Raw genomic sequence first — 14,753 nt, 5'->3', positions numbered from 1 at the left:
CCGCGGCTTGGTTATACTCCGTGCGATCCGCCTGGAGCGCTCATCAGGAGAGCTCATGCTCGCCCCCGTACAACTGACTTCCGCCACTCGCCAGAACCTCTGGCGGCTGACCTTCATTCGCACCCTGGTGCTCGCCGCGCAGGCCGGTTCCGTCGGCCTGGCCTACTGGCTGCAACTGCTGCCGTTGCCGTGGGTGCAACTGGCGATGACCCTTGGCTGCTCGATTCTGCTGTGTGTGTTCACTGCCGTGCGCCTGCGTACTTCATGGCCGGTGACTGAACTCGAATACGCCCTGCAGCTGGCCTGCGATCTGGTGATCCACAGTGCGTTGCTGTATTTCTCCGGCGGTTCGACCAACCCGTTCGTTTCCTATTATCTGGTGCCGCTGACCATCGCGGCGGTGACGCTGCCGTGGCGTTATTCGGTGATTCTGTCGGGTATCGCGCTGGCGCTGTACACCGTGATGCTCACGCGTTTCTATCCGTTGGAAACTCTGCCGGTGGCCCGCGAGAACCTGCAGATCTACGGCATGTGGCTGAGCTTCGCGCTGGCCGCTGCGGTGATCACGTTTTTCGCTGCGCGCATGGCGGAAGAGCTGCGTCGTCAGGAAGAATTGCGCGCGATTCGTCGCGAAGAAGGCCTGCGCGATCAGCAATTGCTGGCCGTCGCCACCCAGGCGGCCGGCGCCGCGCATGAACTCGGCACACCGCTGGCGACCATGAGCGTGTTGCTCAAGGAGATGCAGCAGGACCACCCCGACGCGATGTTGCAGGATGATCTGAAGGTGCTGCAGGATCAGGTCAAACTGTGCAAAGAAACCCTGCAGCAACTGGTGCGCGCCGCCGAAGCCAACCGTCGTATGGCCGTGGAGATGCAGGACGTCACCCAATGGCTCGACGAAGCGCTGAACCGCTGGCACCTGATGCGTCCGGAAGCCAGTTATCGCTTCCAGCGTCTCGGCCAGGGCGCAGTCCCGCGCATGGCACCGCCGCCGGATCTGACTCAGGCGCTGCTCAACCTGCTGAACAACGCCGCCGACGCCTGCCCGGAAAATCTCCAGGTGACGCTGGACTGGGACGCGGAAACCGTGACCATCAGTATTCGTGACCACGGCGCCGGTGTGCCGCTGGCCATTGCCGAGCAGATCGGCAAACCGTTTTTTACCACCAAGGGCAAAGGTTTCGGCCTGGGCCTGTTTTTGAGCAAGGCCAGCGTGACACGCGCCGGCGGCTCAGTGAAACTCTATAGTCATGAGGAAGGCGGCACGCTCACCGAGCTGCGCCTGCCCCACGGCGCCCGAGGAGACCAACATGAGTGACGAAATCCAAGTCGAAGGCGAAGAACTGCCGCATTTGCTGCTGGTTGACGACGACGCGACCTTCACCCGAGTGATGGCCCGTGCCATGGCCCGCCGTGGCTTTCGCGTCAGCACCGCAGGTTCCGCCGAAGAAGGCCTGACCATCGCCCAGGCTGACCTGCCGGACTATGCCGCGCTGGACCTGAAAATGGACGGCGACTCCGGCCTGGTGCTGCTGCCCAAGCTGCTGGAGCTGGATCCGGAAATGCGCGTGGTGATCCTCACCGGTTATTCGAGCATTGCCACCGCGGTCGAAGCGATCAAGCGCGGCGCCTGCAACTACCTGTGCAAACCGGCCGACGCCGACGACGTACTGGCCGCGCTGCTCTCCGAGCACGCCGACCTCGACAGCCTGGTGCCGGAAAACCCGATGTCGGTTGACCGCTTGCAGTGGGAGCACATCCAGCGCGTGCTGACCGAGCACGAAGGCAACATCTCCGCCACTGCCCGCGCCCTGGGCATGCACCGCCGCACCCTGCAGCGCAAACTGCAGAAGCGCCCGGTTCGTCGCTGAACCTGCGCTGAACGGCCATCGCCAGCTCTCGCGATAACGCGCACCGATCAACTATGATCGGTGCGTGTCTGTTCTTTTCTTTATCGAGCCTTTTCCATGAATCAGAACGCTGAATATTCCGCGGTCAACGATGCTGTGCGCGGGCAGTTTTTTCGCAAGGTGTGGGCGATCATCACGCCTTACTGGCGCAGTGAAGAGAAGGGCAAGGCCTGGACGCTGCTGATTGCGGTAATCGCACTCTCGCTGCTCAGCGTGGGCATCTCGGTGTGGTTCAACACCTGGTACAAGGATTTTTACAACGCCCTGCAAAAGAAGGATGAAGCGGCGTTCTGGCGCTTGATTCTGTATTTTTGCGGCATTGCGGCCGTGGCGATTATCGGTGCCGTTTACCGGCTGTATCTGACCCAGATGCTGACGATTCGCTGGCGGGCCTGGCTCACCGAAAAGCATTTCTCCCGTTGGCTCGCCGACAAGAATTACTACCAGCTGGAGCAGGGCGGTTATACCGATAACCCGGACCAGCGGATTTCCGAAGACCTCAACAACTTCACCTCCAATACCCTTGAGCTGGGGATCGGGCTGCTGCGCAATATCGTCAGCCTGGTGTCGTTCTCGATCATTTTGTGGGGCGTGTCGGGCAGCATCGAGTTCTACGGCATCACCATTCCCGGCTACATGTTCTGGTGCGTGCTGGTCTACGCCGTGGTGGGCAGCTGGCTGACGCATTTGATCGGTCGTCGCCTGATCGGCCTGAACAACCAACAACAACGCTTCGAAGCCGACCTGCGTTTTTCCATGGTGCGGATTCGCGAGAATGCCGAGAGCATCGCGCTGTATAACGGCGAGCCGAACGAAAATCGCCGCTTGAGCGGCCGCTTCGGCAATGTCTGGCACAACTTCTGGGACATCATGAAAGTGTCCAAGCGTCTGACATTCTTCACCGCCGGTTACAGCCAGGCTGCGATCATTTTCCCGTTTATCGTGGCGTCGCCGCGTTACCTCGCCGGCAAGATCGAGCTCGGTGAGCTGATGCAGATCAGCTCGGCATTCGGCAACGTCCAGGAGAGTTTCAGCTGGTTTATCAGTGCGTATCAGAGCCTCGCGTCCTGGCGTGCTACCTGTGATCGTCTGCTGAGCTTCCGTCAGGCCATGACCGATAACGAGCAGCGCGTTCCGGCCATCGACGTGCAGAATCAGGGCAGTGAATTGCAAGTGCACAACCTTGGCCTGGATCTGGCCGATGGTCGTCACCTGCTGACCAATGCCGACATGACGGTAGAGCCGGGCGAGCGGGTGATGCTCAGCGGTCGTTCCGGCAGCGGCAAGTCCACGTTGCTGCGAGCGATGGGACATTTGTGGCCAGCGGGCCACGGTAATATTCGCCTGCCGGCGGCGCGTTATCTGTTCCTGCCGCAGAAGCCATATCTGCCGATCGGCACCCTGCGCGAGGCCTTGAGTTATCCACAACCGAGTGAGACCTACGCGCCTGAGCGTTATGCCGAGGTGCTGGAAATCTGCCGGTTGCCGCATCTGGTCGCGCGTCTGGATGAAGCCAATCACTGGCAGCGCATGCTGTCGCCGGGTGAGCAGCAACGCCTGGCCTTCGCTCGTGCCATGCTGTATGCACCGCAATGGCTGTACATGGACGAAGCGACGTCGGCGATGGATGAAGAGGATGAGGCAACGTTGTATCAGGCGCTGATCGATCAGTTGCCGGGCCTGAGTATCGTCAGCGTCGGCCATCGCAGCAGCCTCAAGCGTTTCCATCCACGGCACGTGCGGATCGACAGCGGGCATCTGGTGGAACAGGCCGTGACCGCCTGACCCACAGAAATCCCCCTGTAGGAGCTGCCGCAGGCTGCGATCTTTTGATCTTGAAAAACAACATCAAAAGATCGCAGCCTGCGGCAGCTCCTACAGGGGAAGTCTGTGACGAGTGATCGTACAACCCGCCTGAGCTATGATGCTCACCAAGCCGAATTTTCGAGACCAGACGTTAACCATGGAAAACCCGATCGACACCCCACGCCTCCCGCGCAAGCGCCGCAGCCTGGCCCAGGAGCTGGTGACGGTGCTGACCGAACAGATCCGCGACGGTCTGCTCAAGCGCGGCGACAAATTGCCCACCGAGTCGGCGATCATGCAGGAGCATGGCGTCAGCCGCACCGTGGTGCGCGAGGCTATTTCCCGCTTGCAAGCCGCCGGCCAGGTGGAAACCCGCCACGGCATCGGCACCTTCGTGCTCGACACGCCGAGCCCCAGCGGTTTTCGCATCGACCCGGCGACCGTCGTCACTTTGCGTGACGTGCTGGCGATTCTCGAATTGCGCATCAGCCTGGAAGTGGAGTCCGCCGGCCTCGCCGCGCAACGCCGCAGCCCCGAACAACTGGCAACCATGCGCGCCGCCCTCGATGCGCTGAACGACAGCGTGGCCCACGCCAGCGATGCGGTGGCCTCGGACTTCGCTTTCCATCTGGAAATCGCGCTGTCCACCGGCAACCGCTATTTCACCGACATCATGACCCACCTGGGCACCAGCATCATTCCGCGTACGCGGCTGAATTCGGCGCGCCTGGCCCACGATGATCAGCAGCACTACATGAACCGCCTGAGCCGTGAGCACGAAGAGATTTATGACGCAATTGCCCGCCAGGATTCCGATGCGGCGCGCGCGGCCATGCGCCTGCACCTGACCAACAGCCGTGAGCGGTTGCGTCAGGCGCATGAAGAGGCGCAGGCGCAGCGCGGGTGAATCAGCAGGCCTGAGCCAGGGCTGATATAGCGCTATCGCGAGCAGGCTCACTCCTACAATGATTGATGTCGTTCACACACTCAGTGTTCATCACATCTTTGTGTAGGAGTGAGCCTGCTCGCGATGGGGCCTGAGAGTTCAGCGCGGCAATATCGAGCGATCCACCCGCACCGCCAATTGCGCTTTCCCCGGCTTGGCAGCAAATGCCACCTCACCTGATTGATCCACAACCCCCCGCGCAATCGGTTTGCCGTCCGCCAGCAACTCTAAAGGCGCACCTTGCAGCGACTGCCCCGACGCCAATTCCAGTTTCAATCTGATCGTCATGCTCATTCTCCTTGATTGACGTTGCCCGTCGGGTGGTAGTCCTTGAGCAGCAGGTACGTGCTCCAGCCCCACCAGTCGTCGACGGTGGCGGTGTCGTTGAGGTTGTTTACGTCCTTTCGCCGCAGCACCTTGCCGCCCTCGACGCGGAACAGCGGCGAGAAGTTGCTGGCAAGATTCAGCACCGCCGCCAGATCCGGCAGGCGTTGCAGCGCGGCAAACGTCGAAGGGGCGAGCACGTTGCCGCTGAGGTAAGCGGCGAAGACTTCATCCGCCGAGGCCTGCACCGCCAGATTGACCTGGGTGCGGTTGTCCGCATCGCTGGCGTCGAAGTAGCGTTTGTCGCCGTAGGCGCGCCATTGATCGCCATGGGCGTTGCGCACTTTGAGGCCGAATTTGCTGTCCTCGTCGTGCATGAAACGGGTCACCAGCGAGCCGAGATCGCTCGGCGTGACCACCGCCGCCATCTCTTTACGCGGTACCCGCAGGTGGCCGGCAGAGAACAGGTCAGTGAGGAAGTGGTCGGCAAACGCGTTCATCGCGTAGGCCCGTTCCAATTGTTGTTGATCGTGAGTGGCGCGGGCCGCGACGGCGGTTTGCAGGGCGGCGGTGTGGCCGGCGATGTAGGCGAGTCTGGCCCATTCGCCGAAGTGGTCGGCGTTGTTTGCCGCCAGTTTCAGATAACGCCCAAGCGGGAACAGCGCGGAGACAAAACTGCCGCCACCGGTGATCTTGTTCCACTCTTCGGACAACGTATCTCCGAGCGCGTCGTAGGCTTCGTGCGGTGATTTGCCGTCCTTGATCGCCTGTTTAACCGCGTCGATCTCTTTTTGCATGACCGCGAGAATCTGTGTGGCCTCAGCGCGGGAGGCCGGCAGCACGGCGAGAGAGTCGAAGGCGGCATTGAAACGGTTCAGGCGATCGGCCGGGGTCGCGCCTTCGTTGATCGGTCGGTCGACCACGCCGTAGAAATCTCCAGCCAGCGCCACCACCTGGCCGTAGGTCAGCGCAAGGCCGTTGGGCAGGTGCAAGGACAGGTTTTGTGCGCGAACCGGTTCGGCGTTTTCGCTTAAGCGCAGCAAGGTGTTGTCGCCGATGGCCGTGTGTTCAGCGCCTTCGAAGCGCAGTGGCGGTCGAATGCTCAAGGCGTTGCCGGGGAGGGCGGTGGCCGGTTCGACATCGCTTTGGGCGTCGGCAATATGCAGCAGCAGGTGCGGATTGTCAGCGTTGAAGTGGATGCCATTTACGGTGAAAAGATCATCGAAACGGGCGACGACCGGTTGAGGCCTTTCCTGTGGTTTCGGGTGCAGTCCGGACATTTCTGGCTCCTTGATATGTCGTCGGTGATTTATTTTTAGCTGTATGGATATACAGTCAAGACGAGCCTAGCCCAGATTTTTCCTACGTCAAGAACGAATCTTGTCCGACAAAAAGTGTGAGGCGACGATGAAATGCAGTTGACGGTTATCTTTTAAGTTGTACGATGACCTACAACTTCAGCGCTGGCTGAACTATAAAACTCACAAAAAAATGTTGCTACCCAGGGTGTTCGAAAAATGAATCCACAAGAACTGAAGTCCATCCTCTCCGCCGGTCTGCTGTCGTTCCCGGTCACCGATTTCAATGCCCAGGGCGATTTCAACCGCGCTGGCTACATCAAACGTCTGGAATGGCTGGCCCCGTACGGCGCGTCGGCACTGTTCGCCGCCGGCGGCACCGGTGAGTTCTTCTCCCTGGCAGCCAGCGAATACTCGGAAATCATCAAGACTGCAGTCGATACCTGCGCCACCAGCGTGCCGATTCTGGCCGGTGTCGGCGGTTCGACCCGTCAAGCCATCGAATACGCACAGGAAGCCGAGCGTCTGGGCGCCAAGGGCCTGTTGCTGCTGCCGCATTACCTGACTGAAGCCAGCCAGGACGGCGTCGCCGCCCACGTTGAAGCGGTGTGCAAATCGGTAAATATCGGCGTGGTGGTCTACAACCGCAACGTCTGTCGCCTGAACGCGCCACTGCTGGAACGTCTGGCCGAGCGCTGCCCGAACCTGATCGGCTACAAGGATGGTCTGGGCGATATCGAGTTGATGGTGTCGATCCGTCGCCGCCTCGGTGATCGCTTCAGCTACCTCGGCGGCCTGCCGACCGCCGAAGTCTACGCCGCTGCCTACAAGGCGCTGGGCGTGCCGGTCTACTCGTCGGCGGTGTTCAACTTCATCCCGAAAACCGCGATGGACTTCTACCACGCGATTGCCCGAGAAGATCACGCCACCGTCGGCAAGATCATCGACGACTTCTTCCTGCCGTACCTCGACATCCGCAACCGCAAGGCCGGTTATGCCGTGAGCATCGTCAAGGCCGGGGCAAAAATTGCCGGCTATGACGCAGGCCCGGTGCGCGCACCGCTGACCGACCTGACCCGCGAAGAGTACGAAATGCTCGCTGCGCTGATCGACAAGCAAGGCGCGCAATAAACACCGACCCACAAGGCCGCTGAGCAATCAGCGGCTTTTGCGTAGAGAGGAGAATTTTCTGTGGCTGATTCCAAGCGTTACGACAACTACATCAACGGTGAATGGGTCGCCGGTGCCGACTACTCGGCGAACATCAACCCGTCCGAGTTGAGCGATACCATCGGCGATTACGCCAAGGCTGACCTGACTCAGGTTAACGCCGCCATCGATGCGGCCCGCGCCGCGTTTCCGGCGTGGTCGACTTCGGGCATTCAGGCCCGTCACGATGCGCTGGATAAAGTCGGCACGGAAATCCTCGCACGTCGCGAAGAACTCGGCACCCTGCTGGCCCGGGAAGAGGGCAAGACCCTGCCCGAAGCCATCGGCGAAGTGACCCGCGCCGGCAATATTTTCAAATTTTTCGCCGGTGAATGCCTGCGGCTGTCCGGCGACTACGTGCCGTCGGTGCGCCCGGGCGTCAACGTCGAAGTGACCCGCGAAGCCCTCGGCGTGGTCGGTCTGATCACTCCGTGGAACTTCCCGATTGCGATCCCGGCATGGAAGATTGCTCCGGCGTTGGCCTACGGCAACTGCGTGGTGCTGAAACCGGCGGATCTGGTACCGGGTTGTGCCTGGGCGCTGGCGGAAATCATCTCCCGTGCAGGCTTCCCGGCCGGCGTGTTCAACCTGGTAATGGGCAGCGGTCGAGTGGTCGGCGAAGCGCTGGTCAACAGCCCGAAAGTCGATGGCATCAGCTTCACCGGTTCGGTCGGCGTGGGTCGGCAGATCGCTGTTAGTTGCGTATCGCGCCAAGCCAAGGTGCAGCTGGAAATGGGCGGCAAGAACCCGCAGATCATTCTCGACGACGCCGACCTCAAACAAGCGGTCGAGCTGTCGGTGCAGAGCGCGTTCTATTCCACCGGCCAGCGTTGCACGGCGTCGAGCCGCCTGATCGTCACCGCCGGGATTCACGACAAATTCGTCGAAGCCATGGCCGAGCGCATGCAGTCGATCAAGGTTGGCCACGCGTTGAAATCCGGCACCGATATTGGTCCGGTGGTTTCCCAGGCGCAGCTTGAACAGGACATGAAGTACATCGACATCGGCCAGAGCGAGGGTGCGCGTCTGGTCAGCGGCGGTGGTCTGGTGACCTGCGACACCGAAGGCTACTTCCTCGCGCCAACGCTGTTTGCCGACAGCGAAGCGTCGATGCGCATCAGTCGTGAAGAGATTTTCGGCCCGGTGGCCAACGTCGTTCGCGTGGCCGATTACGAGGCGGCGCTGGCGATGGCCAACGACACCGAGTTCGGTCTGTCGGCCGGTATTGCCACCACGTCGCTGAAGTACGCCAACCACTTCAAGCGCCATTCGCAGGCCGGGATGGTGATGGTCAACCTGCCGACCGCCGGTGTCGATTACCACGTTCCGTTCGGTGGCCGTAAGGGTTCATCCTATGGCTCACGTGAGCAAGGCCGCTATGCACAAGAGTTCTACACCGTGGTGAAAACCAGCTACATCGGCTCCTGATACAGCAATACCCCTGTAGGAGCTGCCGAAGGCTGCGATCTTTGCTTTTGAAGATCAAAAGATCGCAGCCTTCGGCAGCTCCTACAGGGAATACGCAGCACAACAGATTCACCCGCGCATAAAAATAATCAGTGGGAGTACATCTACATGCAATCGTCCAAGCCGACTCACGTCCGCTATTTGATCCTGCTCATGCTGTTTCTGGTGACCACGATCAACTACGCCGACCGCGCGACCATCGCGATCGCCGGTTCAAGCCTGCAAAAAGACCTCGGCATCGACGCGGTCACCCTCGGTTATATCTTCTCCGCTTTCGGTTGGGCCTACGTCGCCGGGCAGATTCCCGGTGGCTGGTTGCTCGATCGCTTCGGCTCGAAAAAAGTCTACGCCCTGAGCATTTTCACCTGGTCGCTGTTCACCGTACTGCAAGGCTTCGTCGGTGAGTTCGGCATGTCCACGGCGATCGTTGCGCTGTTCATGCTGCGCTTTCTGGTGGGGCTGGCCGAGGCGCCATCGTTCCCCGGCAACGCGCGCATTGTCGCGGCCTGGTTCCCGACTGCGGAGCGCGGTACTGCCTCGGCGATCTTCAACTCGGCGCAATACTTCGCCACCGTGCTGTTCGCACCGCTGATGGGCTGGATCGTCTACACCTTCGGCTGGGAACACGTATTCATCGTCATGGGCGTGTTCGGCATCGTGTTCTCGGGGATCTGGCTCAAGGTTATCCACAGCCCGCGTCAACATCCGCTGGCCAACGAAGCCGAAGTGCAGTTCATCGCCGACAACGGCGGCATGGTCGACATGGACGTCAAGCAAGGCAAAAAAGCCGACGGGCCGAAGTGGGATTACATCCGCCAGTTGCTGACCAACCGCATGATGCTCGGTGTATATCTGGGCCAGTACTGCATCAACGGCATCACCTATTTCTTCCTGACCTGGTTCCCGGTGTACCTGGTGCAGGAGCGCGGCATGACCATTCTCAAGGCCGGTTTCATTGCCTCGTTACCAGCGATCTGCGGCTTCATCGGGGGCGTGCTTGGCGGGGTGATTTCCGATTACCTGTTGCGCAAGGGCCATTCGCTGACCTTCGCCCGCAAGGCACCGATCATCGCCGGTCTGCTGGTGTCGAGCAGCATTGTCGCTTGCAACTATGTCGATGTTGAATGGATGGTGGTCGGCTTCATGGCCCTGGCATTCTTTGGCAAAGGCGTGGGCGCGCTGGGTTGGGCGGTAGTGTCCGACACCTCGCCGAAACAGATTGCCGGTCTGAGCGGTGGCCTGTTCAACACCTTCGGCAACATCGCTTCGATTACCACGCCGATCGTGATTGGCTACATCATCAGCTCCACCGGTTCGTTCAAGTGGGCGCTGGTATTCGTCGGTGCCAACGCACTGGTCGCGGTGTTCAGCTACCTGGTGATCGTCGGCCCGATCAAACGGGTGGTGCTCAAAGAGCCGCCAACCAACGGTGGTTCTGAAATCACCGGCAAATTGTCTCAAGCGCATTCCTGAGGAGCGGCGTCATGCAGTTGATTGAACATTCCGACTCGCCGCGCTACATCCGCCTGCACGAGCGGGACAACGTAGTGATTGTGGTCAACGACCAGGGCGTACCGGCCGGCACCGAGTTCCCGGACGGTCTGGTGACCGTGGATTTTGTGCCGCAGAGCCACAAGGTCACCCTCGAGGATATTCCCGAGGGCGGCCAGGTGATTCGCTACGGCCAGACCATCGGCTACGCGTTGCAGCCGATCCCGCGTGGCAGTTGGGTCAAGGAAGATCAACTGCGCATGCCGACCGCGCCGCCGCTGGACAGCTTGCCGCTGTCCACCGAAGTACCGGCCGCGCAGGCCCCGCTGGAAGGCTTCACGTTCGAGGGTTATCGCAACGCCGACGGCACCGTCGGCACGCGCAATATTCTCGGGATCACCACCACGGTGCAGTGCGTCACTGGCGTGCTCGATCACGCGGTGAAACGCATCAAGGACGAGTTGCTGCCGAAATATCCGCACGTCGATGATGTGGTGGCGCTGACCCACAGTTACGGCTGCGGCGTGGCGATCACCGCCACCGACGCCTACATCCCGATCCGCACCGTGCGCAATCTGGCGCGCAACCCGAACCTCGGTGGCGAAGCGTTGGTGATCAGCCTCGGCTGCGAGAAATTGCAGGCCGGGCAGGTGATGCACGAGGACGATGCCTCGGTGGATCTCAGCGAGCCGTGGTTGTATCGCCTTCAGGATTCCAGCCACGGTTTTACCGAGATGATCGAGCAGATCATGGCGCTGGCCGAAGTCCGTTTGAAGAAGCTCGACCAGCGCCGCCGCGAAACCGTGCCGGCCTCCGAGCTGATCCTCGGCATGCAGTGCGGCGGCAGCGATGCGTTCTCCGGCATCACCGCCAACCCGGCGCTGGGTTATGCCTCGGACTTGCTGCTGCGCGCCGGGGCGACGGTGATGTTTTCCGAAGTCACCGAAGTGCGCGATGCGATTTATCTGCTGACTTCCCGTGCCGAAACCAAGACCGTGGCGCAGGAACTGGTGCGCGAGATGGACTGGTACGACCGCTATCTGGCCAAGGGCGAAGCGGATCGCAGCGCCAACACCACGCCGGGCAACAAGAAGGGCGGGTTGTCGAACATTGTCGAGAAGTCGCTGGGCTCGATCGTCAAATCCGGCAGCAGCGCGATCAATGGCGTGCTCGGCCCGGGCGAGCGTTTCAAGCAGAAGGGTTTGATTTTCTGCGCGACCCCGGCGAGTGATTTTGTCTGCGGCACCTTGCAGTTGGCAGCGGGGATGAACCTGCATGTGTTCACCACCGGGCGGGGTACGCCGTATGGTTTGGCGATGGCGCCGGTGGTGAAGGTCTCGACCCGCACCGAGCTGGCGCAGCGCTGGCCGGACCTGATCGACATCGATGCCGGACGGATCGCCACCGGGCGCGCGACCATCGAGGAATTGGGCTGGGAGTTGTTCCACTACTACTTGGATGTGGCGAGCGGCAAGCAGCAGACCTGGGCGGAGAAGCACAAGCTGCATAACGACATCACCCTGTTCAATCCGGCGCCGATTACCTGATGGTTTGTAAGGCAAAAGCTACCCTCTCCCGGAGGGAGAGGGGGCCGATCCGGGAATATTCTAGTAATACACCGACCTGAAAGGGATCTGCCGAATCCATAATCGACTCGGTCTCTCGGGTCGATGTATGACGCACCACACCTCAGTCAGTCCCCTCTCCCTCCGGGAGAGGGTTAGGGTGAGGGGCTTTTCAAGCTTTTGGCTTATCATTAAGCCCTGACGACGCTCACCCAAAGGCTCCCCCCGGCATGCTGGCAATCTTCCTCGAAACCTTGAACATCACCGCGCCGGTGTTCGCCATGCTGTTCCTCGGGGTGTTGCTCAAGCGCATCGACTGGATCAACGACAACTTCATCCACACCGCCTCGGCGCTGGTGTTCAACGTCAGCATGCCGGCGCTGCTGTTTCTCGGGATTCTGCATGCGGACCTGCATGCCGCACTGCAACCGGCGCTGCTGATCTATTTTGCGATCGCGACGCTGGTGAGTTTTGCCCTGGCCTGGGGCTGGGCGATCATCAAGTGTCCGCGTGAAGATCGCGGCATCTACACCCAGGGTGCGTTTCGCGGCAACAACGGGGTGATCGGTCTGGCGCTGGCGGCGAGCATGTACGGCGACTACGGGATTTCCCTCGGGGCGATTCTCGCGGCGCTGGTGATCCTGTTCTACAACACCCTGTCGACCATCGTGCTCGCGGTGTACAGCCCGGTGATCAAGTCCGATCCGTGGAGCATCTGCAAAAGCGTGTTCAGCAACCCGCTGATCATCAGCGTGATTGCCGCCGCGCCGTTCGCGTATTTTCAGATCAGCCTGCCGGGCTGGCTGGAAACCTCCGGCCAGTATCTGGCGCAAACCACTTTGCCGCTGGCGCTGATCTGCATTGGTGGCACGCTGTCACTGGCGGCGCTGCGCAAGAGCGGCAGCATGGCGCTCAGTTCGAGTCTGGTGAAGATGATCGGCCTGCCGGTGCTGGCGACACTTGGCGCGTGGCTGTGGGGCTTTCGCGGGGCGGAGCTGGGGATTCTGTTTCTGTACTTCGGCAGCCCGACGGCGGCGGCCAGTTTCGTCATGGCCCGGGCGGCGCAGGGCAATCATGAGCTGGCAGCGGCGATCATTGTGCTGACCACGCTGATGGCGGCGGTGACCACCAATATCGGGATCTTTCTGTTGCAGTGGGGTGGGTGGATCTGAAGGGCAAGATCAAAAGATCGCAGCCTGCGGCAGCTCCTACATTGGAATGCGTTCTCCTGTAGGAGCTGCCGAAGGCTGCGATCTTTTAGTTTTTCTGATAACTGTCGATCACTTCCTGCGCCGCGCGAAACGCATCAATCGCTGCGGGCACGCCGGCGTACACCGCGCAATGCAGCAGCGCCTCGCGAATCTCCTCGACCGTGCAGCCATTGTTCAGCGCACCACGCACGTGGCCTTTCAACTCCTGTGGGCACTTCAACGCGGTCAGCGCAGCAAGGGTGATCAGGCTGCGGGTTTTCAGTGGCAGACCTTCGCGATTCCACACGCCGCCCCAGGCGTGTTCATTGACGAAATCCTGCAACGGCTGAGTGAATTCGGTGGCGTTGCCCAGCGCGCGATCAACGAACGCATCGCCCATTACCTGACGGCGGATTTCAACCCCGGTTTTCTGCGAATCGGTCATGGCACATCCCTCTTGTGGTGTTGGCGGCGCCAGGCGCGTACGGACGTGAACAACAGAAACGCCAGCAGCGTCGGCAGCACGTAGAACAGCATCAGCTTTTCCAGTTTGCCGGCCAGCGGCATGCCGGTGGTGAACGACACCACGTGCAGCCCGTATGCCGCGTACAAACCGAGCAGCAACAAACCTTCGGCGCGGGTCACGCGATAGCCGGAATAGAACACTGGCAGGCACAGCGCGGCGACGCCGAGCATCACCGGCAAGTCGAAATCCAGCGCGTTGGGCGAGACCGACAACGGCGTCGGCGCAATCAACGCAGTGACCCCGAGCACCCCGAGCAAGTTGAACAGGTTGGCCCCGATCACGTTGCCCACGGCAATGTCACGCTGGCCGCGCAATGCGGCGATCAGCGAGGTGGCGAGTTCCGGCAGCGAGGTGCCGACCGCGACCACGGTCAGTCCGATCACCCGTTCGGAGAAGCCCAGATCGGTCGCCACCGCCACCGCTGCGCCGAGCAGCAAATGCCCGGCGAACACCAACAGCGCCAGGCCGACAACGATCATCAGCAGACTGCTGAACCACGGTGCCTGCGGGGCTTGCGGCAATTCCGAATGCGGGCGCGCCGAGTGCCGCGACTGGCGCAGCAGCAGGCCCAGATACAACGCCAGTGCCGCGAGTAGCAGTACACCGTCGAAGCGGCCGATCTGTTCGTTCCAGGCGAGGACGAACACCAGCAGGCTGGCGCCGATCATCAGCGGAATATCCAGGCGCACCAGTTGCCGCGAGACCCGCAGCGGAATGATCAGCGCCGACAGGCCGAGGGTCACGAGGATGTTGAAGATGCTGCTGCCGATCACGCTGCCGACGGCGATGTCGGGGTTGTGCGCCAGCGTCGCTTGCAGGCTGACCGCCATCTGCGGGGCGCTGCTGCCGAGGGCGACGATGGTCAGGCCGATGATCAGCGGGCGCACATGCAGGCGCGCGGCCAGACGCACCGCGGCGCGCACCATCAGTTCGGCACCGAGGATCAGCAGGACCAGGCCGCTGAGCAGTTCGATCACATTGATCAGCGGTAAATCGGCTAGAGCAAAAATGGTCAGCGCTC

The 14,753-nt window shown here is 61.2% G+C and carries 13 protein-coding genes; 9 read left to right on the top strand and 4 right to left on the bottom strand.

Features of this window, described 5'->3' with window-relative positions:
- Window positions 1-55: 55 nt before the first annotated feature.
- The 4 genes from JN524_RS17925 (at window position 56) to JN524_RS17910 (ending at window position 4,623) form a co-directional block, all read left to right on the top strand.
- The gene (locus JN524_RS17925; protein WP_202370190.1) at window positions 56-1,318 is read left to right on the top strand and encodes an ATP-binding protein; all 1,263 of its coding nucleotides are present in this window, start codon (window positions 56-58) and stop codon (window positions 1,316-1,318) included.
- Complete coding sequence (locus tag JN524_RS17920; protein ID WP_003221630.1) at window positions 1,311-1,871, top strand: response regulator transcription factor; 561 nt, start codon at window positions 1,311-1,313, stop codon at window positions 1,869-1,871. The genes JN524_RS17925 and JN524_RS17920 overlap by 8 nt, the downstream gene beginning before the upstream one ends.
- Window positions 1,872-1,967: 96 nt before the next feature.
- Window positions 1,968-3,695: an ABC transporter ATP-binding protein/permease gene (locus JN524_RS17915; RefSeq protein ID WP_202370189.1), complete on the top strand. Its 1,728-nt coding sequence runs from the start codon at window positions 1,968-1,970 to the stop codon at window positions 3,693-3,695.
- Between the two features lie 178 nt (window positions 3,696-3,873).
- Entirely contained in the window at window positions 3,874-4,623 is a 750-nt protein-coding gene (locus JN524_RS17910; protein WP_178085273.1) for a FadR/GntR family transcriptional regulator, read from the top strand.
- 138 nt (window positions 4,624-4,761) lie between these two features.
- Here JN524_RS17910 and JN524_RS17905 read toward each other — a convergent pair whose 3' ends face one another.
- Both JN524_RS17905 and JN524_RS17900 read right to left on the bottom strand, forming a co-directional pair.
- On the bottom strand, window positions 4,762-4,950 hold the full coding sequence (locus JN524_RS17905; protein ID WP_202370188.1) for a hypothetical protein: 189 nt from the start codon (window positions 4,948-4,950) through the stop codon (window positions 4,762-4,764).
- Window positions 4,951-4,952: 2 nt separating this feature from the next.
- Complete coding sequence (locus JN524_RS17900) at window positions 4,953-6,266, bottom strand: phospholipase (protein ID WP_202370187.1); 1,314 nt, start codon at window positions 6,264-6,266, stop codon at window positions 4,953-4,955.
- Window positions 6,267-6,503: 237 nt separating this feature from the next.
- On the opposite strand from JN524_RS17900, the gene kdgD reads away from it, so the two are divergent.
- From kdgD to JN524_RS17875, 5 genes are all read left to right on the top strand, one after another.
- Entirely contained in the window at window positions 6,504-7,415 is a 912-nt protein-coding gene (gene kdgD / locus JN524_RS17895; protein ID WP_202370186.1) for a 5-dehydro-4-deoxyglucarate dehydratase, read from the top strand.
- Window positions 7,416-7,475: 60 nt separating this feature from the next.
- On the top strand, window positions 7,476-8,921 hold the full coding sequence (locus tag JN524_RS17890; protein WP_202370185.1) for an aldehyde dehydrogenase family protein: 1,446 nt from the start codon (window positions 7,476-7,478) through the stop codon (window positions 8,919-8,921).
- Window positions 8,922-9,011: 90 nt separating this feature from the next.
- Complete coding sequence (locus JN524_RS17885; RefSeq protein WP_337248663.1) at window positions 9,012-10,433, top strand: MFS transporter; 1,422 nt, start codon at window positions 9,012-9,014, stop codon at window positions 10,431-10,433.
- Between the two features lie 11 nt (window positions 10,434-10,444).
- On the top strand, window positions 10,445-11,998 hold the full coding sequence (gene garD, locus JN524_RS17880) for a galactarate dehydratase (protein ID WP_027610829.1): 1,554 nt from the start codon (window positions 10,445-10,447) through the stop codon (window positions 11,996-11,998).
- A gap of 248 nt (window positions 11,999-12,246) precedes the next feature.
- The gene (locus JN524_RS17875; protein WP_134785438.1) at window positions 12,247-13,188 is read left to right on the top strand and encodes an AEC family transporter; all 942 of its coding nucleotides are present in this window, start codon (window positions 12,247-12,249) and stop codon (window positions 13,186-13,188) included.
- Between the two features lie 85 nt (window positions 13,189-13,273).
- Here JN524_RS17875 and JN524_RS17870 read toward each other — a convergent pair whose 3' ends face one another.
- Together JN524_RS17870 and JN524_RS17865 are read right to left on the bottom strand one after the other, a co-directional pair.
- A complete protein-coding gene (locus JN524_RS17870; protein WP_007966091.1) occupies window positions 13,274-13,651 on the bottom strand; it encodes a carboxymuconolactone decarboxylase family protein in 378 nt (125 codons plus the stop codon).
- Complete coding sequence (locus tag JN524_RS17865; protein WP_202370183.1) at window positions 13,648-14,709, bottom strand: calcium/sodium antiporter; 1,062 nt, start codon at window positions 14,707-14,709, stop codon at window positions 13,648-13,650. Before JN524_RS17865 ends, JN524_RS17870 begins: the two co-directional genes overlap by 4 nt.
- Window positions 14,710-14,753 lie beyond the last annotated feature (44 nt).

This window comes from Pseudomonas sp. MWU318, from assembly GCF_016756945.1.
GTDB classification, from domain to species: domain Bacteria; phylum Pseudomonadota; class Gammaproteobacteria; order Pseudomonadales; family Pseudomonadaceae; genus Aquipseudomonas; species Aquipseudomonas putida_A.
This window is presented reverse-complemented; position numbering and strand designations above follow the sequence as displayed.